Genomic DNA, 22993 nt, shown 5'->3' on the forward strand with positions numbered 1-22993 from the left:
CCGTCGGCAGCACGATCGAGGCGCGCCCGGCCGCTGGCGCGACGAAGCTCTGCTGGCCCGTGTAGGTGCGCGATCCGTCCCGGGCGATGAAGGTCGAGGTATCGACCGAGGCCGCCGCCTGCTGAGCCGTCTGCGCGCTCGTGGCCGCTGAGGTCGCCGAGTTGGCGGCGTTGGTCGCGGAGGTCGCCGCCGATGTGGCGGAGGCGCCGGCATTGGTAGCCGAAGTCCCAGCGCTGGTGGCCGCCGCTTGCGCCTGCTGGCGCTGGTACATCGCGCTGTCGCGCGCGGTCTCGGCCTCGCCCTGTGCCGCAATCGCAGCGTCGCGCGCCGCGGTGATGCCGCCCGAGGCGGAGACGGCGGTCGCGGCCGAGGCCGCGGCGTCCTGCGCCGAATCCTCCGCCGCGTCGGCCGAGGTGTCGGCCGCACCCGCGGAGATGGCGGCCGCGCTCGCCGATCCCGCCGCGGCACCCTGCGATGCCTTGGCCTGGACCGCGAAGCCATAGACGGCCGCGACGGCCTGGACGACGGACGAAGTCACGTCGTCGTCCGGCTCCTCGGAGGAGACGAGAATGGTCATCGGGGAGCCTCGGGGAGGAGGGGCGGCGGTCCCGGGAGGGGCAAGGCGTGGGCGCCCCGCGCTCAGAGCCGCGTCACGCCCTGCGTGAAGGTGATGGTGCCGCCGTAGAGGACGGCGTCGGACCCGTCCGGCGGCTCGTGGCGAACGTCGTAGGCGTAGGAACCAAGGAACCGGCCGGCGTCCGCCTCAGCCATGGCGAGCGTCACCACGATGCCGCCCCCGCCGAGCGACGGACCGGACAGGGTCGCGCCGGAGACGGTGGTCGCGAGCGCCATCCCGTTCGCGAGCGGGCCCGTTGCCTGCGTGGCGATCCCGAGCGCGTTGCCGTTGATCGTGAAGACCAATGCGTCGAGCGTCGGGTCGGCCGAGGCGTTGAGGAAGGCTGCCAAGCTCGCGAGCGTCGCTGGCAGGTCGGCGCCGATCTGAACCTGAAAGGCGCCCGGGCCGCCCGCCACGAAGGTGATAACCCGCGCGCCTAAGGTGAGGGCCGTGCCGGCTGCCGGGTTGCTCGTGAACGCGATGCTTCCCACGGCGGGTGTCGGCGTCAGGGTCAGATTGCCCTTCACCGTGGACCACTCGTGCCGGACGAGCGCGCTCTCGGGCGTGTCGCGCAGATGCGCCCGTACCAAGCCTGCGGTCAGGTCGCGGCGCCGGGCAGTGGACGTGAGGAGGCGCCCGAACACGAGTTGCTCCGTGTTCGGCGCGCTGACGTTCACCGTCGCCATGGGCTCGGCCTCAGTACTCGATGACGATCAGACCCGCACCGCCGCGCCCGGTTTGACCGACCGTGCAGGCGATCTGAGTGCCGGGGGTCAGGCCCGAGATTTCCTTGAGGCAGAAGGCGCCGCCGCCGTTGCCGCCGACCGTTGTGCTTCCGCCAACGAACCCGCCGGTCCCACCGCCTGGGAAGCCGCCGTCGCCGGCCGAGCCAAGGATGCCCGCTGTCGCGCCGCCGCCACCGCCGCCGTTGGCCCCGCGGCCGTAGGGGCCGTTGCCGCCACCGCCGGTGCCGATGAAATCCAGGCTGTCGGTGCGTCCGAGGCGCCCGTGCGAGCCCCCGACGAGGCTCGCGCCCTCGCCCGTATAGCCGTTGGCCCCGAAGCCGACGCCGCCGAGATCGCCGGGCGTGAACAGGTTGCCTGCCGCGCCGCCCGCGTAGCCGTTGCCGGACCCGCCGTTGCGGTTGATGTCGCCGCCGGTCGCCGTGCCGCCCGCGCCAGGCAGCGCGGTATTGCCAGCACCCTGCGTGCCCTTCTTGCCGCCGCCCGCCGTGAGGTAATTGCCGAACTTGCTGTCGATACCGTCGCTGTTGCTGGACGCGCCGTTGTCCTGCGAGGCGCCGGAGCCCCAGGCACGCACGCGGATGCGCGTCACGCCGGGCGGCACGGTCCAGTTGCCCGAGGCCAGGATGCGGGCAATCCGGCCTGCGCCGTAGACCCCGCTCTCCGGGTTGATCAGGCTCGGGGCCGAGCCGTTGTTCAGGCCGGGCGCGCCGTTGGCGCCACCCGCACGCGCCGTCTCGAGGGCGCTGGAATAGACCCGCATGGATCAGGCTCCCTTCTGGCCGACGAGCGTGGCGGAGAGTCCACCGGTCGCGGTGACGAACAGGCGCCAGCCCGAGCCCAGCGTGAGGGGCTGGATCAGCCACCAGCCGCGCGGCTCGATCGTGAAGGCGGGCTGGATCTTGTTGGCGGCTGTCGGGTCTGCGCCCGAGGTCAGGGCCACCTGACTCACGGTGACGCTGGCATCGGTGTCGTTCGTCAGCTTCAGCGAGTAGGTGCCCGCCTGCGCATCGCCGATGCTCCCGTTGGTCACGTCGGTCTGCGTGTTCGCCGCAAGGGTGATGGCGACGATGTTGGAGCGGTCGTAGACGACCGGAGGGGCTGCCATCGGGGGGCCTCAGAGCATGGACAGGTAGAAGGCCGGGGGGCGCAGCGCCTCGATCATCGCGGCGACGGCGGCGGGGTCGGTGAACAGTCCGGTCCGGGCGGCGGCAGACTCGCTCTCGCTCGCGAAGGCGGAGCGCCAGCCGGAGGCCTGCCGGATCATGAAGGCGCCGCGCCCGGTCTGGTCCGAGACGCCGATCAGGAAGCCGACCGGCGGGCTGCGGTAGACGTAGCCGCCACCGGTAGCACCCTGCGCGATCTGCCCTGAGAGGCCCGCCCACGCCCCTGTGGCGCCGATCGGGATCAGGTAGGTGTCGCCCGGAGCCGGGCTCGCGGGCGGGGCCGTCACCGTCGCGGATTTGACCGCGAGAAAGTACGGGACGAGCGGGCCGGTGATGTCGTTTCCGGTCGCGGGTCCAGACCCGCCGCCCGTACCCGGGGGCGGGTTGAGCAACTGGAACTGCGTCCCATCGTAGAACAGGATGGTGCCGTACCCGACCATGAGGTCGTTGGCCGAGAGCGGCGTGCCGGACCCTCGGACAATCGGTTTCAGCCCCAGCCCGGCCATGTTGACCTGGGCCGGGCCGGTGTTGTTGTTGTTCGGCTTGACGACGACGATGAGCCCGGCAGAGTAACTGGCGACGGCAGGGGTCGGGTTCAGCGTCAGGGCGTTCGGTGTGGTCGAGAGATCGACACCGTAGTGCAGAAGGCTGTTCTGCAGAGGCCCGGCTTGTGCAGGCGAGAACCCGGTCAGAAGCTGCGCGATGCCGTTGTTGTCGAAGGTGAACAGGTAGATCCCGTTCGCCTTGACGGCGCCCACCTCCAACTGGTCCCCGGTCGGCCGGATCACCGCGGCGGGCGCGAGCCCGTTGATGATGATGGTCGTGTTGCCGGTGTTGGCCGCCGCGACGCGCACGAGGACGGTCAGGCCCTCGGTGTAGGCGGCCACGCCCGGAACCGCGATCTGGATCTGATTGAGTGTCGTTGAGGCATCGACCGAGTAGTGCAGAACCTCGGAGCCGAGCGACTGCTGAAGCGCGGCGACGAAGGCGCTCTCAAAGGCCGCGACATTGCCATCGTCGCGGACATCAAGACCCGAGTAGTCGGCCGTGAACTGGCCCAGCATCGCGGCGGCGAACGAACTCTGTCGCCAGACCGTGTTGAGGTGGTCGGGCTGCGCGATCCCGTTCTGGAAGCCCTGCTGGCGCGCCGGGAGGTTCTTGTAGTCGTCGGGGTCGAGCACGTTGGCGCCCACCCCGGTCCCGAAGGGCAAGAGTTCGTTTGCGGCCATGCGGGCCTCGCATCAGCGGGAGGGGAGGGGGTTCAGTAGCCGCGCGCGACGAGGTCGGCGGGCGCGGCACCGAACGCACCGCGTCCGAAGCCGCCGATGAAGGCGTTGTCGACGCCGAACCCGAACAGCGGCGCCCGATCGACGGTCGTCACGAGCGTGCGCCCGCGGACCGTCACCGGACGCGCCGGCAGATAATCCTCGGCGAGCAGCATGAGCTTGTGCAGCGGCGGGATCTCACCGGAGACCCCGAGCAGGACCGCGCCTTCGCCCGCATCGGCATGGACGACGACGCGTGTGTTCGGGCTCGCGAAGAAGGCGTCGTAAACCTCGGCCGCGCCGGACACGGTGCCGTCCCAGCGGTTGAGCACCGCCTTGGCGCGCAGGAGGTCGCGATAGGTGTCGTCCGTCAGGCGGGTGATGCCGGTCTGCGGGTCGGTGGCTACGTACCAGAGACCGCGCCCGAAGCCGCGCGCCGCGTCACCGAACGAGAACCAGTTGTTCGGCAGCGGGTAGGAGAGGAAGCGGGTGTAGCCCTCCCACGCACCGACGGCATCGAGTTGGACACCCACCGCCTCGTCGATGTCGAAGGCGCGCGGCAGGTCGAGCACCGCGTTGCCCACGGCGACGGCGGGCGCGACCGAGAGCGCCACTGTGGCCTGGAAGCGCGGGCGCTGGCGGTGGTAGGCGGTCACCCGCGCCTGGAAGTCGGCGACCTGCTTCACGGCACGCTCACGAAGGCGACGCCGTCAGGCGGCATCTCGGGTCGCTCATCGAAGCGGAAGGCAAGATCGGTCTCGCCCGGCTCCGCGCCATCGCGCGCCACGTCCACGCCGACCAAGCTGTAGGTCTCGGAGCCGGGCCCGTTGCCGAGCCGGGCCGGGACGTAGGCCCCGCCGCGCTCGAGCTGCCCGCCGATGCCCACGCTCTCGGTGAAGGTGGCGAGGGCAGCCCGGATGTCGGCCTTCACGTCGTCGGTGAAGCCGCGCTTCGCCCGCAGGCGCACCTGGTAGGTCGCGGGCACGATGGTCGGGCGGGTGAACGTGATCGTCTGGGCGATGCCGAAGGGGTCGATGTAGGATGCCCTGGTGTTCCCGATGGGAGGCACGCCGGGTGGCGCCTTGCGCCCGATCACGCTCGCGATCGCGCCCGCGTCGCCGCCCTCGATCACCAGCGCGTAAGAGCGGGGGGGCAGACCGTTCTGATCCACCGCGAGCGTCGGGTTGATGTAGCCGCGCGCGTGGATAACGCCGGGGAGGTTGCCGATCTCGGCGATCATCCCGCCGACCACCGTGGCAGCCCCCGCCATCGTGGAGGCGGCCTGCCGCCGCCGGAGTGCCGGGTCGCGCTCGATCGGCGCGCCCGGCACGGCCGCGCGCGGGTTCGACACCGACTGCCAGCCCGGCACGGGCGTCTCGATCACCGAGAGCGCACCGGGATCAGCCGCGACCGCCCCGGGCTCGGAGCAGGTCGCCGTAGCCGTGGTCTCGCCGGAGAACGGGATCTCGACCAGGGCGGGCAGCGTCCAGACCGTACCGTCCGCATCGGCGATCTGACCGTCCTCGATCTGCGTGCCGGCCTGGCCGATGATTCGCACATCTGCGGTCGAGGCGGTCGCGATCTTGCGCCGAAGCCCGTTGAGCTTCACCGAGCGGGACAGCCCGACGCCCTGCGCCGTCGCGGGCGAGAAGGCGTTGTAGACCGCCACCATCGCGCCGTTGGCCTGATGCAGCGCGTCGGCTTGGAGGCGGATCCACTGGCCGTCCTGGGTGTCCTCGTCCAGAACGATGTCCTGCCCGTAGATGCCCCGGTAGCCGTCCGCATAGTAGGCGAGGCAGTCCTCGAAAGGCGGGCGGTGGATGCCCGTCTCGTCGATGGTGCAGACGGGCGGGCTGGCCATCAGAGGGGACTCGCTGTGGTGAGGGAGCCGGGCCCGTAGGCCGTGTCGACCTCGACCGTGACCGCGTTGTGCCGGGTCTCGCGGTCGAGCGTAGAGTCGTAGGCGGTGATCGCCCGGACGCCGGTCGTGCCGAGGATGCGGGAGCGGATCGTGGGGTCGCGCAACGCGCCGGTGTATTTGCCCAGAACCTGTGTGTTCCAGGGGGTGCCGGCGGCGAGGTCCTGATACCACTCGCCCAGGAACATCTGCAGGCGGGTTTCGGCGCACTGCGCGGGCGCCTCGGGCACGTCCCGGTAGAAGTTGGACTGCCCACGCCCGAACGTCATGTCGCGCGAGCCCGCCGGATCGGCCGGATCGTAGGGCGTCAGCTTGCGCACGCGCATCGTCAGCCCTCCAGCGCGGTCATGGCCGCGACATCGACCTTCATGGGGGGCGTGTGCGCGATCTGCGCGGCGAGCGCAGCGTCCATCGCGTCCTGCGCCTCGCCTTGCACCAGAGAGCGCAGGACGCCCTGGAAGCCGGTGGCGGCGCCCTCCTGGCGATTGCCCGCTTCATCGAACGCGGGCGGCACGGCGAGGGCGCCGGCCACGCTGGACACGGTCGCGATGACGGGGTGCATCTGCTCGGACCACGCCAGGGCGCCGGCCGAGCCCGCGACGATGGTGGCCGCGGTGTTTATCTGGTCGAGCACCCAGGAGGTTGCCGCGTCCGGTGCGAGGCGGCCTGCCACGACGTCGGCAACGACGCCCGGCAGCGCGCCCGCCACATCCCGCACGAAGGGGATCGCGGTGAGCGGGGCCGTGACCACCTCCATCGCGGCGGCGGCCGGCAGCGCGGCCCCCGCGAGGTCCGCCGTGTTGGCGTGGCCGATCATGGCGAAGAAGCCCTGGGCGCCGTTCGTCAGGCCCGCGAGGTTGTCGCCCGCGGCCCGCAGCGCGCCCATCGCTTGGTCGAGCCCTCCTGTGAGGCCAGAGGCGCCCGCCGCGCCCTGGATCGCGTCGATCAGGCCCTGCGTCCCGCCGCCTGCCATACCCTGAAGCTGCGAGACCAGCCCGCCGACCTGCCCCTGCACCGCGTTCGTGAGCGCGGCCGCCGGGTTCTGCATGATCGCGGACAGGTTCCCATCCTGGATTACCTTGCCCATGAGGCCGCCCATGCCGCCGCCATCCATCCGCTTCACGACGGACAGCTTCTCCATGAACACGGTCGCCACCTTGGAGAGCGGCACGCCAGACTGAAGCTGCAGGTTCTGGCCGAAAGGAACGAAGCCGGCCATGCGCTGCACCTCAGCAGTTGAGCAGGACCTTGCCCGCGACGTTCTGGATGGTCTTGTTGTCGACGAAGTGCGTCGCGCCTTCGCGCTGTGTCAGCACGCCCGTGTCGTTGGCCTGATGCACGGACTTCCCGCGCACCTGGGTCACGGCCGAGCCCGAGACGTCGGAGAGCGACTGCTTGTCGTCGGACCGGGTCTGGGTCGAGGACTGCGACACGCCCTTGAGCGCGTTCGGCTTGGAGCGCGAGCCGGGATGGAAGCGCCCGTCCGAGAGCGCGCTGCGCATGATCACGGCGGGCTGTACGCCGCCCTTGTCGTGCCAGTTCGAGATGCCGCGTGAGCCGAAGACGATAGAGCCCTCGGACCCCTTCTTCAGCGGGAAGGTCTTCGAGAACCCGCCCGCGCCGGGGTAGTGCACCACCACGTCATCGAACTCGGGCAGCTCGACCCACTTGGTCGTGCCATCGGGCTGCATCTCGGGCAGCTTCAGCGCGCACTTCAGCTTGACGGTGTTCCCGTCCTTCGAGTCCTCCGCGACCATCACAGGTAGTTCCGTGATCACGCCGCGCAGGGCGTTGTCGATGATGGAGCGGAACTGCTCCTCCTCGTCGAAGAAGGCTTCGCGCAGGTCGGCGAGGTCGCTGTTGCTCATCGGTGCCGCTCGTGGCTCAGGCCCGGCCCAGGCGCGCCTGCGCCGTCGTAGAAGCGCCCAGCGCGTTGCAGACGAACTCGCTGTAGAACTCGTTGCCCCGGGTATCCCCGACGTGATCGACGGCGAGCACCTTGTAGATCCCGTCCGCGGCGATGGTGCCGAGATTGGGTTCGATGTTTCGGACCTCACCACTGACGCTTAGATCGAACGCTGCGCGGTCAATCGACTTTTCGTCGATATGTACCCGGCCGTGGGCTTGGATGCGCGGGTTCAGGAGCGACCTGCCGATGATGCCGTTGTCGGTCTGCGTGGGGCGGCCGATCATGCCGGTGTCGGAGTTCAGCACCACCGCATCCCCCGGCAGTGTCCCGCCCGCGGGCACCACGTTGAGACGCCCATCACGGATGCACCACGTGCATCCGAGCGACTGGGCGAGGCGGCGCATCGTATCGCGTGCCATGCCGAAGTGGACTTGGGCTCGCGGATCTTTCGTCTGGGCCAGGATCGGAGGGGCATACCCTGGGGATATGCCGTACTGCTTCATGGCTTTGACGACGAGGTCGTAGAGATCCTTGCCGGTCGAGTTGGCCGGCAACGCCCCCTTGATCGTAGCCTGTTGGTAGGCCTTCAGGCCGTCTTCTGCGAACAGGTCGACGTAAGTGTCCGTTGGGCTTTCGCGGCCACTATTGCGGGATCTGACATCACCCGTGAAGATCAGGCCGTACAGACCCTCGTACCCAAGCTCTAAGCTCACGCGCCCCGAGCGCTTCGGCAAGGCCTGAACTGTGGCCTCGGAGAGGTTTGAGATGCGGATAACCGCGGCTCTCGGCGATTGAACGAACGGATCCCTGATCCTGAAGCGCACCCGGAACTCGGACAGATCCAAAGTGCCGCCTGAGCCGCCGCTCGCAGTGACCCGGCAAACACGGCGGTACAGGCGCGTCATTCGACAGGCTCGTAAACGAGAAGCGTCTTGGCGCCGAGGTCGTTGAAGCCGGGCTTATAATCCGGCTCCCCTGGCGTGAAGATCGCCATGCGACACGGTATGCCCAGATCTGCGTGGGGCTCTAGCAGGTCTTGGCCGGGAAGGAGCGGCAGCCCTGCAATGAGCGCCACATCTTCTGCCAGCGAAATGTCGAGCGTCCAGCCGCCCTCTTCCTCGTCAACATAGTAGAGGAAAAGAATATAGTAGTTCTCGCCCAACGTGAGGGCCATTTTCTGAGCCGCGCCAGGAAACACGGGGATTTCAAAGATCGCCATAGCAACCCTCTCAAAACGCCGCGTTGCCGCTGGGGCCGCTTAGGCCAAAACCTCCGCCGCCGGGCGCCCGGCCAATGCCCGACTCGGTGTTGGGCAGCAGCGTCCCGAAGCCTACGGCGTTCGGTGAGATCTGCGTCGAGAGCCCTGACAGCCCCCCGATGTTGACCTCTGTCGGCAGGACCGTGCCAACGTCCTTCCACGCACCTGTCGCTTCAGGGCTGGCCTGCGAGCCGTTCGGCGCGATGCCGCCTCCGCCGGCTCCACCCCCGCCGCCTCGCGCCCGCGCCAAGCGCACCCGGCGCAGGCGCACGATGAGCATGGCGGCGTTGGTGGTCTGGTCCGTCGTGTCGGCGCCGACGAACTCCACGAGCATGTCGCGGTAGGCGCGCTTGGCGGTGAAAACCTGGAACGGCTCCCGCGCCGCCATCAGGTTGAGAACCGCCTCGTACTGCTCGCGGGAGTAGCCGACGTAGCCGCCGGTCGCATCCGAGTAGCCGATGCGCATCTCCAGCCGCTCGGGCAGGATGAAAGCATGGTCCGAGACGGAGGCGCCGATCTCGACCGGGTGGTCCGTGATCGCGACCGCGTCCTGATGGACCTCCGAGACCACCACGTCGGTGACCAGCGAGCCGATCACGCTGCCGGTCGGGACCAGCAGCGCGTAGAAATCATCGAGCAGGGCCACGGGCGGCACCTTCGGAGGAGGGGTGGCGCGGATGGCGGGGAGGGCGCAGTGGAGCGCCGATCAGAGGGCTAGCGTATGCACTCGGAGCCCAGATGCGACAAAGGCCCGGCGTCGCCGCCAGGCCCTCGGATCTAGTCTCGGTTGTGCGTCAAATTCTCGGTGGGGGCAAGCGGTTTGGGTCGCGCCCGGCACCGGAGAGATGCAGGGTCATCTATGCCGCAAGATCCAAGCCCGGTCTAGGGGATTGGTTTCAGGCGCCACAGAGAGACAGATACGAAAGAGCCCCGCCGGCGGGCCGGCAGGGCTCGTTCTGAAGCTGATTCCACGTCGGCGCCAAGACGTGTCGCAACTCCCAAAGCCCCTTCCGGGGACACGCTGGATATAGCGTGCGGGCGAATCGCTTTCAATCAGAGGTCAGAGACCGAGCGCGGCGCGGAGGCCTGCCTCGACACGCGCCATGTCCCACGGAGCCAGGAACTCGCCTCGGTAGCCCTGACCCGCGAGAACGCGGTCCAGCCTCGCGTGCGACACTCTGATGGGCGAAGCGCAACTCGCCCAGACATCCTTCGTGAAGGCTCGGTAGGATCGCGCCAGGAAGGGAACATCCCAGGGACCCTCCGTCCGAGGTGGCGTCGAGGTGCACGGAACAACGGTGCAGAGCCCCGGGCCAGCGCCGTGCCGGTGGTTGAGCCTATCGTCTGACACGACGATGGCCCGCCTGTTCTTCCATACCTCGGGAGCCGCCGAGACTGGCGGCTCATAGACAGGGAAGGTGTGCGGGTTCAGTGGGTCGGGCCCGAAGTAGCACATCAGGATTGCGCCACGGCGGGGCGTGAAGGTGATAGGCACGATCGTATCAGCGGCCGTGAGCTTGAGCGTCGGCGCAACTCTCAAGACAGCGCATGATCCACGCATTGAGCGACTGCCCCCTGGCGGAGGCCAGAGCTTCGATCCTGCTCTTCAGACTGTCGGGGATGCGAACCGTCACTCGGCTTTCGGCCTCACCTGCCTCAGGCTGAGGACCGAAGTGGCGTTCGATCAGATGGGCGAAGCGATGCTTTTCCATCCAAGACTGCGCCTGTGCTGGCGACAATGGTTCGATGTCCTCAAGCATTTCCTCGTGCGGCCCGCCATAACTCCAGTCACCGTGGTGGCGGAAGTATGCGCCGTGACGGGTCTGATACAGCGTGTCATGCAAGTGGCCGCCGTCCTGTTCGGCTTTTGCCAGCATCGTCGCCGTTTCAGTGTTGTAGGTCTTCCCGTCCAAGATGCGTTTCATCGCCTGCCTCACTTGGCGCACTCACATGACGTCATGTAAAGGACTTGGCGTCATGTGTCAACAGTTGACGTCGAGTGATGCATGGCTCCGCATGCCGCTACCGCTCGGTAAGCAGGACGAGCCTATGCTCAGGGGATGCGTGCCTCTACCGCCATGCTCGCCTGCCTAACTGCCCTGGTCGCGGCTGAGCCTGTCCGCGCGCAAGGTGCCCTGCATCCAGACTGTCGATGGTCGAAGGGCATGCGTGCGGATCCAACTCGCGAGTGCCCCGGCGATCCGGTCCTGCCCGTAGAACTGCCCCGCTACGATGTAGAGGCCGCGTGCCGCCGGCAGAACTTCAACCCTTCAACGTGCGTCGAGTATGTCCAGCCCTACTACGACCAATTGAAGGAAGTTTGGCTGCACTTGGACGAGGACCTGAAACGGCGCTGCACTGAGAAGTACCGCGAGAACATCCACGCCCGATACGTTCAGATCCACGCCTGCATCGACGCCGAACTCACGAGGCGCGAGCATCAGGACAAGCAGCACAACCCGACGCGCTTCCGGTACTGACCTGCTCGGACTTCTCCTCCCCAGATTACCCCTTGTTCAGGTTCGCGCGTTATGGGTGAGCCATGTACGCTCGTCTCGCTCCTCGCTTGATCACAGGTCTTTTGCTGCTGACCTCCAGCTTCGCGGCGGCTGCCGAAGACCAATATGATCGCGATCTGCCGTATCTATTCAGCTGCGTGAACAAGAACCTGGGCGATCTGATCCCATCCGGGGAGCCGATCAAGACTATCAATGAGGCGGTACTGGAAATCTGCGAAAGCGAATTTGACCGCGCGCTAAATGAAATGACACGCGCTGCACTCAAGGATCCCGAGCGACCGCCCCACCTTACAGAGCGCCAAGTCTATGCCTTCTTCAATGAGAAGATGCGCAAGATGCTGTTGGCCTATGCAATCAAGTTCAAGGCGACGGGCGGGCCTACCAGCTTGTCTAGATGATCCCGGGCCGACTCGGCTTCTCCTTCCCGCATTACCCTTCGTTGAGGATCGCGCGTTATGGAGAGACCATGCGCGCCTACGGCCTCAGTCGCGCTCCGCCCTTTCCCACAAGAAGGACAGGGCTTGGTTGATCGCCTCCTCGGGAGTGTCACGATTCGTCCAGGGCAGATCCCAGTCGGCCCAGACCATCATCTTGACACGGCTCTCTCCGGTGCCGGGGTAGACGAGATCCGCATAAATCTCGCGCTGTATGTAAGACACAGTCGAGAATGTGCCGCGTAGGTTGTCACGCGCAACAATCCGGATGTGCTCGGTCACCCCGTTGACGCGAACGTAGAGTTCGACAGTCTTTGCAATCTCGTAGAACTCGGAGACGCCCTCGCGATTATACATTCGTAGGCTCCTTCAATCTCACGCCAGGGCCGCCCCCATTCTGAGAGATGAACTCCACGCCGGCCTCCTCAAACGCGCGCTGAACCGCCGCCAGGTTATTCGCCGAGGGCACGCGTCGGCCCTTCTCGAAATCCCGGATCGTGCTCTCGCTCAGGTTTGACAGGCGGGCGAGCTGCATCTGCGGCCAGTCCAGAAGGCCCCGAGCGGCCCGCGACTGCGCGGGGGTGAGTGACATAACGGCTCCATATCTCGGAAACCGTTTAGCACACACGGAAAGCGTTGACAGCGCCTAATTTCCACGGTATCCGTTGGTGGCACACGGAAACCGAGGGAAGCAGACATGTCCGTCCGGACCATCTCCTGGAACGCCGCCCTCCGCGATCTCCGCGACGACCGCACCAAGGTCCCAGCCGGCTTTGCAGGCTCCCGCGCCCTGGCGCAGACTTTCATCAAGACCCGCCGCCTTCCGCTCGTCGTCGCCGGTCAGTACGATCGCTCGGCCATCATGCAGGTCGCGATCCTCGCGGCGAAGGCGCACCAGGGCCGGTACGGCTCGACCTGGGGCGAGGCGCTCTCCGTCTCGCTGAAGGCGACGTGGCAACTCGCTAAGGCGGCGCGCGCCGCAACCCGGCACTAGCCGACGCCGGGCACCTATACCCGGCACTCCCCCAACAATCTGTCTGCCCAACCCCAGGAGGTGAACCCGTGGGAATGATAAACCGTGTCTCGAACCGGCGGGGGGTGCTTGCCGGGCTGGCGGCAGCACCCTTCGGAGGCGCCGTAGCCGCTGCTGTGGCGGCAGATCCTGATGCGACCCTACTCGCGCTCGGAACCCGTTTTGAGGCCGCCTGGGCGCACGAGCGGAAAACGGACGCCCGATTCAAAGGCGACCTCTCGGCCGAGGCAGTCGCAGCCTGTGAGGCGGCGTACGCGGCCACGGGGCTGATCGCGGAAGAGATCGAGCCGATCCGCGCAAACACGCTCGCAGGCCTCTACGTTCGCGCCCGCGTCCTACTCTGGTGCATGGGAAGCGATCCACTGATTGCTGAGCAGTTCTCAGACAGCCCGCCCGCTACCGACGTTCGAATGATCGTCAGCCTTGCGCAGGACGTGCTCCGGATCGGCGCCGCCCCGTGACCTACGAAGAACTGATCGCCTCGCCGTTATGGGCGAGGCAGCGCCAGGAGGCGCTCGCCCGCGACGGCTTCCGCTGCCGGGGCTGCGACACGACCGAGGATCTTGAGGTCCACCACCGCCGCTACGGCGACCCGCTGGGGACCGAGACCGTCGACGATCTGACCACCCTCTGCCGGGAATGCCACCATGCGATCACGGAAGTCATCCGCCGCCGCCGCTCCGCCGGACGCGCCCACATCGTCCCAGAAGCCGCACGCCGCATCCCAGGCGCTGCCGCAGGCTTCAGCGCCGAAAGGCTACCAGCGCCTCAACTTCAGGCTCACCGGCGTGTCCGGCCTGGTCATGCACAACGGCCAACTGGCGAACCCGCTGAACCCCTTCGCGAAGGCGCTGAAGGCGGTCTCGGGCAAGCGAGCGAAGACGGACGCTGACTTCGAGGAGATGGCCCGGATCGAGTTCCTGGGCGGCCTCTACGTCGGCGAGGACGGCCCTTGCATCCCGGGCGAGTTGATCGAGGCCACGCTGATTTCGGCGGCCAAGAAGGTGAAGCGCGGCCCGCAGGCAAAGGCCGGCATCCTCTCGGATGGCAACCACCCGATCCTCTACGATGGCCCGCGCAACCCGGACGCCCTCTGGGCCGAGGAGCGCTTCCGGCTCGTGGCCGGCGTGAAGGTCGGGCAGGCTCGCATCATGCGGACGCGGCCGATCTTTCGCGAATGGTCGGCCGACGTGTTCGTGGATTTCATGCCCGACGCGCTCAACGCTTCCGAGGTGGAGCAGATGATGCGCACGGCGGGTTCGGTGATCGGCCTGGGCGATTGGCGCCCCAGGTTCGGACGGTTCACAGCCGAGAGGCTGTGAAGGGCCTGTCGGGGCTGGTCACGGCTGGGTGCGCCATGGTCAGGCGAGGCGGGGCAAGGCAGGGGTGAAGGGCGGCTTCGGCCGTCCTTCCGCCTGATGACTGTGAACTCCCATCGCGGATGAGCGCGATCGGCGTCCACAGCGTGGACGAGCCAGGCGGGCTAAGGCACGGCATGGCAAGCTGAGGCAAGACCGGGTTCGGCTTGGCAAGGCGAGGCAAGGGTGAAGGGGTCGGCTCGCGCCGGCCCCTTCCGCCTTCCACCAGTCGGTAAGGAGAACGAGATCAGTATGCCCGCATGGGCATTCTGCGCGGCCTCCTCTTGCTCGTCATCATCTTCGTGTTCGTGGCCATGCGCCGCGATCCGCCGGAACCTGATCCCGAGCCGGACCGCAACGTCACGGTCATCGAGAAGAACGTGCAGCCTCCGGCCGGGCGGCCCCCGCGTGCTGAGCCAAAGCCTCAGCCGCAGATATCGCCCACACCACAGGGCGCCGAGCGGCCCAAGCTTCAGTGCATGATCACGCGAGCCGGCAATGGCTCGTACTCGTCCTATGATGGGGGCAAATCGGCGCTGGCCATCATGATGGCATGTCCGAACGACTATGCTGCGTGGGTCGCCTATTGTGAGACGAGCGGCCCGAACGAAGACGGGAGGTGCGATGTCGCTTTGGCTACCATGGTGCAGGTGATGCTGAAGCAAGCGGGGCGCTGACCCGCGCAGACTTCTCCTCCGGCTATTACCCTTCGTTGACGCTCGTGCGTTAAGGGCAGGCTATGCGCGCTGCCCTCACCCTTATCTCCGTGCTGAGCCTAACCGTCAGCGCGCTAGCGGCTGAGCGAATCCCATCTTTTCCGAAGCGGACCAGTTACGACGACGCCCGAAATAGCCTGCGTGCGCTCGGCTGGGCGCCAGTCGTGCAAACGGGCCAGCGCTGTGGGACGGATGGTTGTTACGAGCGGTGCGCGCCAGGATTTGAAGCTCGGTGCCTCACCTACCCCGAGACGGCCATCTGCCGCGGGACAGGCTTGGCCGCCTGCGAGTTCCTGTGGAAGCGAAACGATGTGCTGATCGAGATCCGGACAATCGGTGAGGATGATCCGCCTACTGTCGCCGGGGTCAGTTGCAAGGTTAATTGTAGATAGCCCCTGAGGCGTTGGCGCCCCAGGGTTCATCTCACGCATACCTGTTGTTGAAGTTCCCGATCAGATCGGACCGCTGGCGCGATGCTGCGCCTGTGATGTGGCTCGCAGCCTCCTTCGGGTCGGAGACGCCGGTCACGGTTGCGGTCGTTGTGCGCTGATCGTTGAACGTCCGCTGATCGTAGACCGTTTTTCCGGCTTTGGAATCACCCGCTCCCAGCGGGCTCGTCTGGAAGGCGCCGCCCGCTTTCCACTGTTCGGCCGTCAGGCCGCGCGGGTTGATCTTGCCGATGCTGCCCTCTGCCTTGCCGATCCACATTTCTGGATAAGCCACAAGCGTTTGCTCGACCTTTTCGGCAGTTTGAAGGGCGACTTTTCTCAGCTTCTCAACGGCAGCATTGACCTCGGGTGCTAGGCCAGAGCCCTGGCCAGCCGTGTTACCGGCGCCGAACGAGTCGTTGAACCTCTGTTCAAATGCAGAGCTGCCTTTGGGCTTGTCTGGGTCCTGTACTGCGCTTTGCATCCGCTCCAACATGGTCTGCGGATCAATCAGTTTGCCGTCCTTGTCCCGCATCTCAAGGTGTAGATGTGGGCCAGTTGAACGACTGTCGGTCGGGCCAACAGCGCCGATCCGCCCCCCTCCTTTCACAGCGTCACCCTGCTTCACCGAAGGGACAACATGTCTATAAGTAGACGACGAACCGTCTTCGTGCTCGATGGTAATGTCGCCATGCTCATTGAGCTTGACCACCTTCCCATCTTTCAGTGCTTTCACCCCGGTCCCTGGCGTTGCGGCGAGATCGACTCCATTGTGATGACGGACATCGCCGTGGATGGGGTGTTGGCGCGGTCCAAACTTCGACGTGATGCGTCCGCCACCTTCCAAGACGTTGGCGCCGTCGCCACCAGCCTTTCCATTCGACCCGGTTTGGCCCCCTGATCGATCATCCCGCTCAAGGGCTCGTCGCGCAGCCTCACGCTCCTTCGGGTGCGTCTTGAACCCCTCCCAAGCACCTAGGCCCTGCTGTCGCGCGATCCAATGCGCGATCTGATCTTGTGTCTTTTCATCGAACTTCGTTGTGTTCGGGTCAAGGCCAAGCGCTTTGATGGCTTCCTTGAGCGTAGAACCAACGATTTGGTATCGACCGAGCGCCGACGAATTCGGATTCCCAGGCTGTTGGCGCATGAACTTGCCGAGGTCTAGGATCTCAGCAAGTGTCTTGTCCGTAAGTGTTTGCTCTTTACCGCCAGGGAGATATTTACCGTAGCCTAGAGAGGTGTTGTAACCATTCCCGGGCCGGCCGGCAGTACCTTCGGCTCGCGCAATGTTATCAAGGAGGCCATCTGGCGCGGGACCTAAGCCCAACTTCCCCTTCACCCAGCCGAGACCACGGCTGACGATGTTGGGGCCGCGCTCGGCACCCTGCTGAGTCTTGCCGTAGATGCGGTCGGCGATGCCCGGGTCGAGCGTGCGGACAACGCTCTCGTGCCAGGACCGCGAGCCGGCCCCCGCGTCGAGGATACCGGCATCGTTGGCCACCTTGGCCGCGACGCCGATCCCGAGAAGGCCGAGCAGCCACGTGGGCGGACGCATGGCGCCGAGCGTCCCGAGCAGGCCCACGACCTTGCCTAGGGGTGCCAGCACCTTGGCCGCCAGCACGACCGCGAAGGCCGCGAAGGCCGCGGTGAGACCGTCCTGGCCGGTGATCGCCTTGGCGACCCGGTCGAAGCCCTCCCAGAGGTCCTTCAGGGCGTTCAGCGTGGACTGGATCGCGGGCCACCACCGATCCCACGGGATCAGGGTGTCCTTCGCGCCCTCGCGCCACTTCTGGTAGTCGTCGTAGAGGACGACGATTGCGCCCGCGAGCGCGAGCAGGGCCGCGACGGGCCCGCTCTTGAGCAGGAGGAGCGCGGTCGCCACCGCTGCGATCGAGATCAGGAACTGCTTCGTCGCCGGGTCGAGGTCGTTAAATTTGCCGATCAGGTCGACGACGCGGGTGGCCAGGCGCAGCAGGGTCTCACCGATGCCGATGACCGCCTTGGCGATTCCGTCCGCGTTGGCGAGCAGGTAGTCCGTCAGGCGCCCGATCTGCGCGCCGAACTTCGTCGTCAGCGCGGCGCCGATGCGGGTGAACAGGATGTCGACGGCGGCCCACATGCGCCGCCACATATTCATGAAGGCGGCCGAGTCCTTGGCCGCGCGGTCGGGATCGACGCCGGCCTTGCCGAGCATCTCCCGGTATTCGAGGACCGCCTTCTTGAACGAGCCGTCCTTCAGCGCGATCAGCGTGCGCTCGTCGATCCCGAGCGCGTCCGCGTAGGCCTTGGCCTGGAAGTGCGGCATCTTGGCGAACGCGTCGCCGAGCTCCATCGTGACCTCGGTGAGATCGCGGAGCTTGCCGTTCTGGCGCGTGGCGACGCCGAGGTTCTTGAGCATCCCCTCGTAGCCGGGGGAGGAGCGCATGTTCTGCGCCAGCGCCTCGAGCGAGCCCGCCGCGCCCTCGGCCGTCGAGCCGAGCTGCGAGGCGGCGTAGCTGAACGCCTTGAGGTTTCCGACCTTGGAGTTGGTGCGCTCGGAGGCGTAGTAGAGCTTCTCCAGCCCGTCCGAGATCTTCACGACCGCGGCAGTGGAGGCGAGGGCCGCGGCCTCCAGGGCGACCGCCATCGCGGCCACGCCCTTCACGAAGGCGGTCGTGCGCTCCTTGGCCGCCTTCGCGGCAGCGGACTCGGCGGCCTCCCGCTCCTTGGCCCGCTTCAGCGCATCCTTGGCCGCGCGGACATCCGCGTCGGCCTTGATCTTGTTCGCTTCCTGCGCCGACTTCGCGCCCGCGAGCCGGGCCGCCTCGGCCCGCTTCTCGGCCTCGATGACGGCCTTCTCGTAGGCCTTGACCGAGCCCTCCGCCTTGGACTGGGAGGCGGTGTCAACGCGCCAGCCCAGGAGGTAGACCGCGAAGCGGCCTAGGCCCGCCCCAGCTTCGTCTGGGCTGTCGTAGAGGCCCCAAGCGCGTTGCAGACGAACTCAGAATACCAAGCCTCGCCTCTGGTGTCTCCGATGTGATTTACAGACGATACTTTGTAGGTTCCGTCAGTCGAGATCGTGCCGAGATTAGGCTCAGACTTGTTAACTTCGCCTTTTACTGAGAGATCGAACGGGGATAGATCAATTGACCTTTCGTCAATTACAACCTTGTGTCCGGCCTGGATCCTGGCATTAAGGAGGGATCTGCCAACGATGCCCTGCTCAGTTTGCAACGGTCTTCCTATGAGACCGCTATTAGAATTCAATACAACAGGCCCGCCGGGAAGCGCCTCGCCAGCGGGCAGTACGTTCAGTCTGCCGTCCCGGATCAGCCATGTGCAGCCGAGGGACTGCGCGAGCCGTCTCATCGTATCGCGGGCCATGCCAAAATGAACCTGCGCCCTGGGATCCTTGGTCTGGGCAAGAATCTTGGGGATGTTCCCGGCAGTGATGCCATAGGGCTTCATCGCTTCAAGAACGATGTCTAGTATGTCTTTACCTGTTGAATTCGCCGGCAACGACTTTGACACTGAAGCGTACTGATACGGCTTGAGGCCGTCCTGTGCGAATATGTCAACGTATGTGTCTGTCGGGCTTTCGCGACCAATATTGCGTGCCCGAACCTCGCCCGAAAAAATTTGCGAGTAGAGTCCGGCATACCCGGCGATTAGGGCAATTCTTCCGCCTCGTTTTGGTATGGACCGCGCCGTACTATCGGAGAGGTTCGTTATTCGGATGGCTGCAGCTCGCGGTGTCTGAACCACCGGGTCGGTGATCCGGAAGCGCACCCGGAACTCGGACAGGTCGAGCGTGCCGCCACCGCTGCCGACATGAAGCTGGCAGATCCTGCCGTACAGTTGCGTCATTCGGCTTGCCTACTTATGCCTGATCTCGAATGTGTATGCATCCGAGATTGACTTGAGGTCCGGCAGGCCGGGGCTATTGAGCGGTTGCCCTTCGGCAATCTTGGCTTTGACTGCCCGAATTACGCACTCGCTCGCTTGATGGGCTTCGGCCTCGGCCCCTGCCGCATCCCCCAATACTGCGCGCCGCGCGGCCTCTACCATGTGGCCGGCAACTTCGGGGTGGGCGCCCTCTATGGCGCGCCGTAAGTGAAAATCCGGCGGGAGATTGATTTCGGGTGCGCCCGTCTCATGCAGATAGCCAACACCCGCTGCGCTGACCAGCGTCCCACTTGCCTGCACATTCGCAGACGCCTCTGCGGGGATCCCTATTGCTATCTGGATCTGCCCTAGTTCGGCTATGCGGCGCTCAATGGCACCGAAGCCGGGACCTTTGCGAATGACGGGCATGGGTGCTCCACACGCCCGCGGATGCGGGCGCCTTAGAAGGCTTTGAATGAGAAGGGGGGGGCGTGCGCGAGATGCGCAAAGCAAAAGGCCCCGCGTCATCGCAGGGCCTCTGATCCAAGGTCGGTTGTGCGCGAAATTCTCGCTGGGGACAAGCGGTTTTGCTCGCCGCGTCACCTAGTCGTCGCAGGATCGGTTATGGCCCAAGTTCCAGCGCCGGTCTAGGGGGAGCCAAGATCGCAGCGCCCCCTCGGCCCGGCAAGTACGGCGCCGATGGAGTCCAGGGGACGGACCGCATCAGGCTATATCTCAAATCGCAGTCGCACCGTAGCATCAGAGGCGCATTAGGTCGTATCAATCGAGCCGCCGTCAATCAGTGCGGCTCATTAAGAGGTCCGGGGGAAGCGGTGGCCAACAAGAAAAGGCAGCACTTTATCCCCAAATATGTACTTAGGAATTTTGCGGTTGACGGCCACAAAGCGCCCAAGGACAGAAAGCAGATTGCCCTATACAATCTCAATAAGGGTTTTTCTGTGCGCGCTGCGTCACTTAAAGAGCAATGCTATCGAGATTATATGTACGGGAAAGATCTCGTTCTTGAGGACCATCTCGGGATAATGGAGGGCGTATTCGGGGAGATCACAACAAACGCAATAAGCAGGAATGCCCTTAGCCGAAGCTTTGATGACATAGCTGCCATTGCATTTATGGTCGCGCTACAGAAAGGCCGAACTGCTGCTTCAGAAGACGATGCCAACTCCATGGTCGACAAGATGATGAAGATGGTAGCCTACGGGCGATTTCCTCGGGAGCAGCTTGAGCAGTTCAAAATAGGACTTACAAACGCCGCTGGCATCAACATCACGGCGGCAATGCGCGCTAGCCCTGTCATATTCGATCTAAAGCAGAAGCTTATACTTAACAAAACCAAGACACCATTCGTTTTGTCCGACAATCCCGTTTGCATGACAAACTTTTTTGCCGCAGAAAATTCGGCGAGGAGTTTGGCCTCGGCCTGGCTGCTGCGGGCCTGCAAATCTATATGCCAGTCTCGTCGTCGCATGCTCTGATTTTGTATGACGGAAATGTTTACTCATGCGACTCAGGAAATGCAATATCAATCAGCAATGTCGACGAGATATGGGCCTTAAACAGGATATCCTATTTCAATTCGAGGGAGAACATATATTTCAATGGGAATCTGTCGGAGACAGATATCTCGCGCTTCCGACAAATGGGCAAGCCGGCCAACGGCGAAGTCTTTGAGCGTCTGGAGGAAGTCGGCCCAGGGACTTACAGGCTCACCCAAAAAGACGAATATGAGGGGCCGTCAGAAGGGGTGACATCTGAGATCATCAGGTTCGGCAAACAACACCTCCCAGAAGATATCCGACTGCGCGCGTTGCGCCTGCGCAACAAACCGCAATATCACTATAATGGAACGCTGGCTGGCCCCCAGCGGGATCCGGCGTGGCTCGAAATCGTTGATGACTTTTCTGGACTTTTAGAGAAAAAGTTTGTCAAACTAACGCGGATACTGGACTATGCAAAAAATCATGCGTTGCGGGATCGCGTGGGATCCTGGATCAACAGGGTCGATTGAGCGCGGCGCCGCCCCGGAGTAGGCAGTGAGTTGTTATGGGCGCGCCGGTGCGTCGAGTCTCCTAGGCCCAGCCGATCCGCCGCCTCAGATCTCGGAGAGGGGGTTATCCACAGGCTAAGCGCTCGGGCGCTGCTTGCACGATTTAGAACAATACGGGAACATGCGTGGAACCATGCTCGGACCGGCGCACGGTCGGACACCGCGGCGCTCTATGGAGAAGCCTAGCCATGACCCTACGCACGAGCTTCATGGTGCAAACCTTCGGTATCCACCGGAAGCAACTTCGGCCGAACCGGCCCGAGCCGGCATCCACGGCCAGCGGCGCGCTCAAGAAGGCGGAGGCGATGGCCGGGCGCATGCCGGGCACCGCGGCCCTTCAGATCGTCGCCGATGACGAGACCGGGGAGTTGGAGAGCGCGACCATCCTGGGCCAGTTCGGGCAGGTGCCGGACGATTTCGCGGAGAGCTTGACCGGATAACTGCGCCCTGCGGGCTAGTATGAGTAGTCGGCAGGGGAGGGGGGCGAATGGCCAAGGATGCCCGTCTGCGGACGCCCGTGGATGATGCGTACCTGATCTCCCTCGGGCGTGCGCTCTACGCCTTCGCATGCCTTGAGTGGAATGCGCTTTGTTGCTGTGACCGCATGAAGCCGGGGTACGTTCACAAGGCGGACAAAGTGACGGCCAAAGGTCTTGCCAAGGATGTAGCGAAGTACGCCGGTAGGCTAGCTGAAGAAAACGTGCGCCTCGCCTGCGTTGCCGCCGCTGAAGAGTTCGGGCGACTCGCCGATCTGCGAAACGACATCTATCACTCTCATCCGGCCACCCTGAGCGATGGGTCGCAGAGACTACTTCGCCGTCAAAGAGCCCTGACGATTGAAGAGATTGACGACGCTGCGGACGCTTTCACCGAATGCAGCATGACCCTCAACGTGCTATTGCATGGCCCGCTCAGGGAAGTGTTAGAGCTTAGTCCGTCTGCTCAGGAACCGACTTGAACCTAAGCAATGAGGATCGCCTAATGCAGCACTACCTACCGGGCCGGGTCTGTTCGGTCGATGACCTGAAGGCCGGCGACTGCGCCCTGGTCCGCGTCGAGAGCGGCACCGTTCGGCTCGCCTTCGTCGTGGACCTCGGGGGCGAGTTGGGGTTGCTCGACCCGCTCGGGACGCATGAAGGCACCGCCCGGCCGGTCGTCTACAAGCTGTCCAGCTTCAACAACGAGGACTGCTTGGCCTTGGGCCAAGCGCGCATCGTGCCGAACGTGACGCCGGATTGGCTGCGCTACGGGCAGTGGACCGAGCTTCCGGCGACGACGCTGTACGTGGCCAATGACACCATGGTGATCCGCGCCATGAACGGACACCGGGTCGCAACCTTTGATCTGGTCACCGGCCGGCTCGCGCGCGCCGCCACCGAGTCGATGTTCCACACGCCCGTGTGGCGCGTCGAGGTGCCGAGGGCAGATGGGAAGTACGAGACGCTGGCCGAGTTTGGGGGCTGATCCAGAAGAGACGGGGGAGGCGCCCCAACGCCGAGCGTCGGAGGCTCAGGCGCGGCGCTTCACCTCTTCGCCGCCGCCCGTGAGGGGCGCCGGGCTCTCGCGCAGGATTGGCAACGGGGCTGCGCCCCGCGAACCGGCCGGATTGAGGACCGCAGCGCGGAAGGCCGGATCGAAGGCCAGATTGCGCATGTAGCCCTTCGTCCGCTGCTCAGCGGTCGCGGCCAATCGCTCTAG

30 protein-coding genes and 1 pseudogene are annotated in these 22993 nt (G+C 65.3%); 11 read left to right on the forward strand and 20 right to left on the reverse strand.

Annotation, left to right across the window (positions count from 1 at the left end; translation table 11 throughout):
- The 14 genes and pseudogenes from AX737_RS15690 to AX737_RS15755 all read right to left on the reverse strand — a co-directional run.
- A pseudogene (locus AX737_RS15690) lies at positions 1 to 577 on the reverse strand (hypothetical protein); the annotation flags it as partial.
- A 62-nt stretch (positions 578 to 639) separates the two neighbouring features.
- Complete coding sequence (locus AX737_RS15695; RefSeq protein ID WP_066922798.1) at positions 640 to 1302, reverse strand: hypothetical protein; 663 nt, start codon at positions 1300 to 1302, stop codon at positions 640 to 642.
- Between the two features lie 10 nt (positions 1303 to 1312).
- Positions 1313 to 2122, reverse strand: a complete 810-nt coding sequence (locus AX737_RS15700) for a hypothetical protein (protein ID WP_066922800.1) — start codon at positions 2120 to 2122, stop codon at positions 1313 to 1315.
- Between the two features lie 3 nt (positions 2123 to 2125).
- Complete coding sequence (locus AX737_RS15705) at positions 2126 to 2467, reverse strand: hypothetical protein (protein ID WP_066922802.1); 342 nt, start codon at positions 2465 to 2467, stop codon at positions 2126 to 2128.
- A gap of 9 nt (positions 2468 to 2476) precedes the next feature.
- On the reverse strand, positions 2477 to 3754 hold the full coding sequence (locus AX737_RS34515; RefSeq protein ID WP_066922804.1) for a DUF2793 domain-containing protein: 1278 nt from the start codon (positions 3752 to 3754) through the stop codon (positions 2477 to 2479).
- A 32-nt stretch (positions 3755 to 3786) separates the two neighbouring features.
- A complete protein-coding gene (locus tag AX737_RS15715) occupies positions 3787 to 4476 on the reverse strand; it encodes a DUF2612 domain-containing protein (RefSeq protein ID WP_066922806.1) in 690 nt (229 codons plus the stop codon).
- Positions 4473 to 5651: a baseplate J/gp47 family protein gene (locus AX737_RS15720; RefSeq protein ID WP_066922808.1), complete on the reverse strand. Its 1179-nt coding sequence runs from the start codon at positions 5649 to 5651 to the stop codon at positions 4473 to 4475. The genes AX737_RS15715 and AX737_RS15720 overlap by 4 nt, the downstream gene beginning before the upstream one ends.
- Entirely contained in the window at positions 5651 to 6034 is a 384-nt protein-coding gene (locus AX737_RS15725) for a hypothetical protein (protein WP_066922810.1), read from the reverse strand. Before AX737_RS15725 ends, AX737_RS15720 begins: the two co-directional genes overlap by 1 nt.
- 2 nt (positions 6035 to 6036) lie before the next feature.
- Entirely contained in the window at positions 6037 to 6927 is an 891-nt protein-coding gene (locus tag AX737_RS15730; protein ID WP_066922812.1) for a hypothetical protein, read from the reverse strand.
- 10 nt (positions 6928 to 6937) lie between these two features.
- Complete coding sequence (locus tag AX737_RS15735; RefSeq protein WP_066922814.1) at positions 6938 to 7576, reverse strand: Gp138 family membrane-puncturing spike protein; 639 nt, start codon at positions 7574 to 7576, stop codon at positions 6938 to 6940.
- 16 nt (positions 7577 to 7592) lie between these two features.
- Positions 7593 to 8522 (reverse strand): hypothetical protein, encoded by a 930-nt coding sequence (locus AX737_RS15740; RefSeq protein ID WP_066922816.1) that lies wholly within the window; start codon positions 8520 to 8522, stop codon positions 7593 to 7595.
- Positions 8519 to 8836 carry a hypothetical protein gene (locus tag AX737_RS15745; protein WP_066922818.1) on the reverse strand — a complete coding sequence of 106 codons (318 nt, stop codon included), beginning with the start codon at positions 8834 to 8836 and terminating at the stop codon, positions 8519 to 8521. The genes AX737_RS15740 and AX737_RS15745 overlap by 4 nt, the downstream gene beginning before the upstream one ends.
- A 10-nt stretch (positions 8837 to 8846) precedes the next feature.
- Positions 8847 to 9521, reverse strand: a complete 675-nt coding sequence (locus AX737_RS15750) for a phage baseplate protein (protein WP_066922820.1) — start codon at positions 9519 to 9521, stop codon at positions 8847 to 8849.
- 856 nt (positions 9522 to 10377) lie between these two features.
- Entirely contained in the window at positions 10378 to 10800 is a 423-nt protein-coding gene (locus AX737_RS15755) for a toxin-antitoxin system HicB family antitoxin (RefSeq protein ID WP_066922822.1), read from the reverse strand.
- A gap of 135 nt (positions 10801 to 10935) precedes the next feature.
- Between AX737_RS15755 and AX737_RS15760 the strand changes: the two genes are divergently transcribed.
- Both AX737_RS15760 and AX737_RS15765 read left to right on the forward strand, forming a co-directional pair.
- Complete coding sequence (locus tag AX737_RS15760) at positions 10936 to 11355, forward strand: hypothetical protein (RefSeq protein ID WP_156453749.1); 420 nt, start codon at positions 10936 to 10938, stop codon at positions 11353 to 11355.
- A gap of 86 nt (positions 11356 to 11441) precedes the next feature.
- Entirely contained in the window at positions 11442 to 11792 is a 351-nt protein-coding gene (locus AX737_RS15765) for a hypothetical protein (protein ID WP_156453750.1), read from the forward strand.
- A gap of 84 nt (positions 11793 to 11876) precedes the next feature.
- Here AX737_RS15765 and AX737_RS15770 read toward each other — a convergent pair whose 3' ends face one another.
- A complete protein-coding gene (locus AX737_RS15770; protein ID WP_066922827.1) occupies positions 11877 to 12185 on the reverse strand; it encodes a hypothetical protein in 309 nt (102 codons plus the stop codon).
- Positions 12178 to 12420 (reverse strand): helix-turn-helix transcriptional regulator, encoded by a 243-nt coding sequence (locus AX737_RS15775; RefSeq protein WP_066922829.1) that lies wholly within the window; start codon positions 12418 to 12420, stop codon positions 12178 to 12180. The genes AX737_RS15770 and AX737_RS15775 overlap by 8 nt, the downstream gene beginning before the upstream one ends.
- A 105-nt stretch (positions 12421 to 12525) precedes the next feature.
- On the opposite strand from AX737_RS15775, the gene AX737_RS15780 reads away from it, so the two are divergent.
- The 4 genes from AX737_RS15780 to AX737_RS15795 all read left to right on the forward strand — a co-directional run bounded on the left by AX737_RS15780 (position 12526) and on the right by AX737_RS15795 (position 14896).
- Positions 12526 to 12822 (forward strand): hypothetical protein, encoded by a 297-nt coding sequence (locus tag AX737_RS15780; protein ID WP_066922831.1) that lies wholly within the window; start codon positions 12526 to 12528, stop codon positions 12820 to 12822.
- A gap of 74 nt (positions 12823 to 12896) precedes the next feature.
- Complete coding sequence (locus AX737_RS15785) at positions 12897 to 13322, forward strand: hypothetical protein (protein WP_156453751.1); 426 nt, start codon at positions 12897 to 12899, stop codon at positions 13320 to 13322.
- Positions 13323 to 13508: 186 nt separating this feature from the next.
- Positions 13509 to 14183 carry a hypothetical protein gene (locus AX737_RS15790; protein ID WP_245293458.1) on the forward strand — a complete coding sequence of 225 codons (675 nt, stop codon included), beginning with the start codon at positions 13509 to 13511 and terminating at the stop codon, positions 14181 to 14183.
- A gap of 296 nt (positions 14184 to 14479) precedes the next feature.
- Positions 14480 to 14896, forward strand: coding sequence for a hypothetical protein (locus tag AX737_RS15795; protein ID WP_066922837.1), 417 nt, complete (start codon positions 14480 to 14482; stop codon positions 14894 to 14896).
- A gap of 462 nt (positions 14897 to 15358) precedes the next feature.
- Here the strand turns inward: AX737_RS15795 and AX737_RS15800 are convergent, their stop codons facing one another.
- The 3 genes from AX737_RS15800 to AX737_RS33285 all read right to left on the reverse strand — a co-directional run bounded on the left by AX737_RS15800 (position 15359) and on the right by AX737_RS33285 (position 19656).
- Positions 15359 to 18007 carry a M23 family metallopeptidase gene (locus AX737_RS15800; RefSeq protein ID WP_156453753.1) on the reverse strand — a complete coding sequence of 883 codons (2649 nt, stop codon included), beginning with the start codon at positions 18005 to 18007 and terminating at the stop codon, positions 15359 to 15361.
- Positions 18008 to 18282: 275 nt separating this feature from the next.
- Positions 18283 to 19209, reverse strand: a complete 927-nt coding sequence (locus AX737_RS33280; protein WP_156453754.1) for a hypothetical protein — start codon at positions 19207 to 19209, stop codon at positions 18283 to 18285.
- Between the two features lie 9 nt (positions 19210 to 19218).
- Positions 19219 to 19656, reverse strand: a complete 438-nt coding sequence (locus tag AX737_RS33285; RefSeq protein WP_156453755.1) for a hypothetical protein — start codon at positions 19654 to 19656, stop codon at positions 19219 to 19221.
- Between the two features lie 404 nt (positions 19657 to 20060).
- On the opposite strand from AX737_RS33285, the gene AX737_RS32135 reads away from it, so the two are divergent.
- The 5 genes from AX737_RS32135 (at position 20061) to AX737_RS15815 (ending at position 22759) form a co-directional block, all read left to right on the forward strand.
- Positions 20061 to 20723 (forward strand): DUF4238 domain-containing protein, encoded by a 663-nt coding sequence (locus AX737_RS32135; protein WP_197430600.1) that lies wholly within the window; start codon positions 20061 to 20063, stop codon positions 20721 to 20723.
- A gap of 164 nt (positions 20724 to 20887) precedes the next feature.
- Complete coding sequence (locus AX737_RS33290; RefSeq protein WP_156453756.1) at positions 20888 to 21256, forward strand: hypothetical protein; 369 nt, start codon at positions 20888 to 20890, stop codon at positions 21254 to 21256.
- 227 nt (positions 21257 to 21483) lie between these two features.
- On the forward strand, positions 21484 to 21735 hold the full coding sequence (locus tag AX737_RS15810; protein WP_066922843.1) for a hypothetical protein: 252 nt from the start codon (positions 21484 to 21486) through the stop codon (positions 21733 to 21735).
- Positions 21736 to 21782: 47 nt separating this feature from the next.
- Complete coding sequence (locus AX737_RS33295; protein WP_156453757.1) at positions 21783 to 22253, forward strand: hypothetical protein; 471 nt, start codon at positions 21783 to 21785, stop codon at positions 22251 to 22253.
- 23 nt (positions 22254 to 22276) lie between these two features.
- Positions 22277 to 22759, forward strand: coding sequence for a hypothetical protein (locus tag AX737_RS15815; RefSeq protein ID WP_066922844.1), 483 nt, complete (start codon positions 22277 to 22279; stop codon positions 22757 to 22759).
- A gap of 45 nt (positions 22760 to 22804) precedes the next feature.
- Here the strand turns inward: AX737_RS15815 and AX737_RS15820 are convergent, their stop codons facing one another.
- Positions 22805 to 22984 carry a hypothetical protein gene (locus AX737_RS15820; protein WP_066922845.1) on the reverse strand — a complete coding sequence of 60 codons (180 nt, stop codon included), beginning with the start codon at positions 22982 to 22984 and terminating at the stop codon, positions 22805 to 22807.
- Positions 22985 to 22993 lie beyond the last annotated feature (9 nt).

Origin of the sequence: Methylobacterium sp. CCH5-D2 (genome assembly GCF_001556475.1) — a bacterium.
Taxonomy (GTDB): domain Bacteria; phylum Pseudomonadota; class Alphaproteobacteria; order Rhizobiales; family Beijerinckiaceae; genus Methylobacterium; species Methylobacterium hispanicum.

What these genes read in the sequence shown, in the direction of transcription:
- AX737_RS15770 (WP_066922827.1), bottom strand. Translation starts at nt 12,185, where the DNA reads ATGTATAATCGCGAGGGCGTCTCCGAGTTCTACGAGATTGCAAAGACT.
- AX737_RS15735 (WP_066922814.1), bottom strand. Translation starts at nt 7,576, where the DNA reads ATGAGCAACAGCGACCTCGCCGACCTGCGCGAAGCCTTCTTCGACGAG.
- AX737_RS15725 (WP_066922810.1), bottom strand. Translation starts at nt 6,034, where the DNA reads ATGCGCGTGCGCAAGCTGACGCCCTACGATCCGGCCGATCCGGCGGGC.
- AX737_RS15745 (WP_066922818.1), bottom strand. Translation starts at nt 8,836, where the DNA reads ATGGCGATCTTTGAAATCCCCGTGTTTCCTGGCGCGGCTCAGAAAATG.
- AX737_RS33290 (WP_156453756.1), top strand. Translation starts at nt 20,888, where the DNA reads ATGGGCAAGCCGGCCAACGGCGAAGTCTTTGAGCGTCTGGAGGAAGTC.
- AX737_RS15760 (WP_156453749.1), top strand. Translation starts at nt 10,936, where the DNA reads ATGCGTGCCTCTACCGCCATGCTCGCCTGCCTAACTGCCCTGGTCGCG.
- AX737_RS15815 (WP_066922844.1), top strand. Translation starts at nt 22,277, where the DNA reads ATGCAGCACTACCTACCGGGCCGGGTCTGTTCGGTCGATGACCTGAAG.
- AX737_RS34515 (WP_066922804.1), bottom strand. Translation starts at nt 3,754, where the DNA reads ATGGCCGCAAACGAACTCTTGCCCTTCGGGACCGGGGTGGGCGCCAAC.
- AX737_RS15755 (WP_066922822.1), bottom strand. Translation starts at nt 10,800, where the DNA reads ATGAAACGCATCTTGGACGGGAAGACCTACAACACTGAAACGGCGACG.
- AX737_RS15700 (WP_066922800.1), bottom strand. Translation starts at nt 2,122, where the DNA reads ATGCGGGTCTATTCCAGCGCCCTCGAGACGGCGCGTGCGGGTGGCGCC.
- AX737_RS15795 (WP_066922837.1), top strand. Translation starts at nt 14,480, where the DNA reads ATGGGCATTCTGCGCGGCCTCCTCTTGCTCGTCATCATCTTCGTGTTC.
- AX737_RS33295 (WP_156453757.1), top strand. Translation starts at nt 21,783, where the DNA reads ATGGCCAAGGATGCCCGTCTGCGGACGCCCGTGGATGATGCGTACCTG.
- AX737_RS15810 (WP_066922843.1), top strand. Translation starts at nt 21,484, where the DNA reads ATGACCCTACGCACGAGCTTCATGGTGCAAACCTTCGGTATCCACCGG.
- AX737_RS15775 (WP_066922829.1), bottom strand. Translation starts at nt 12,420, where the DNA reads ATGTCACTCACCCCCGCGCAGTCGCGGGCCGCTCGGGGCCTTCTGGAC.
- AX737_RS33280 (WP_156453754.1), bottom strand. Translation starts at nt 19,209, where the DNA reads ATGACGCAACTGTACGGCAGGATCTGCCAGCTTCATGTCGGCAGCGGT.
- AX737_RS15695 (WP_066922798.1), bottom strand. Translation starts at nt 1,302, where the DNA reads ATGGCGACGGTGAACGTCAGCGCGCCGAACACGGAGCAACTCGTGTTC.
- AX737_RS15790 (WP_245293458.1), top strand. Translation starts at nt 13,509, where the DNA reads ATGCGATCACGGAAGTCATCCGCCGCCGCCGCTCCGCCGGACGCGCCC.
- AX737_RS15730 (WP_066922812.1), bottom strand. Translation starts at nt 6,927, where the DNA reads ATGGCCGGCTTCGTTCCTTTCGGCCAGAACCTGCAGCTTCAGTCTGGC.
- AX737_RS15720 (WP_066922808.1), bottom strand. Translation starts at nt 5,651, where the DNA reads ATGGCCAGCCCGCCCGTCTGCACCATCGACGAGACGGGCATCCACCGC.
- AX737_RS15780 (WP_066922831.1), top strand. Translation starts at nt 12,526, where the DNA reads ATGTCCGTCCGGACCATCTCCTGGAACGCCGCCCTCCGCGATCTCCGC.
- AX737_RS15785 (WP_156453751.1), top strand. Translation starts at nt 12,897, where the DNA reads ATGATAAACCGTGTCTCGAACCGGCGGGGGGTGCTTGCCGGGCTGGCG.
- AX737_RS33285 (WP_156453755.1), bottom strand. Translation starts at nt 19,656, where the DNA reads ATGCCCGTCATTCGCAAAGGTCCCGGCTTCGGTGCCATTGAGCGCCGC.
- AX737_RS15705 (WP_066922802.1), bottom strand. Translation starts at nt 2,467, where the DNA reads ATGGCAGCCCCTCCGGTCGTCTACGACCGCTCCAACATCGTCGCCATC.
- AX737_RS15740 (WP_066922816.1), bottom strand. Translation starts at nt 8,522, where the DNA reads ATGACGCGCCTGTACCGCCGTGTTTGCCGGGTCACTGCGAGCGGCGGC.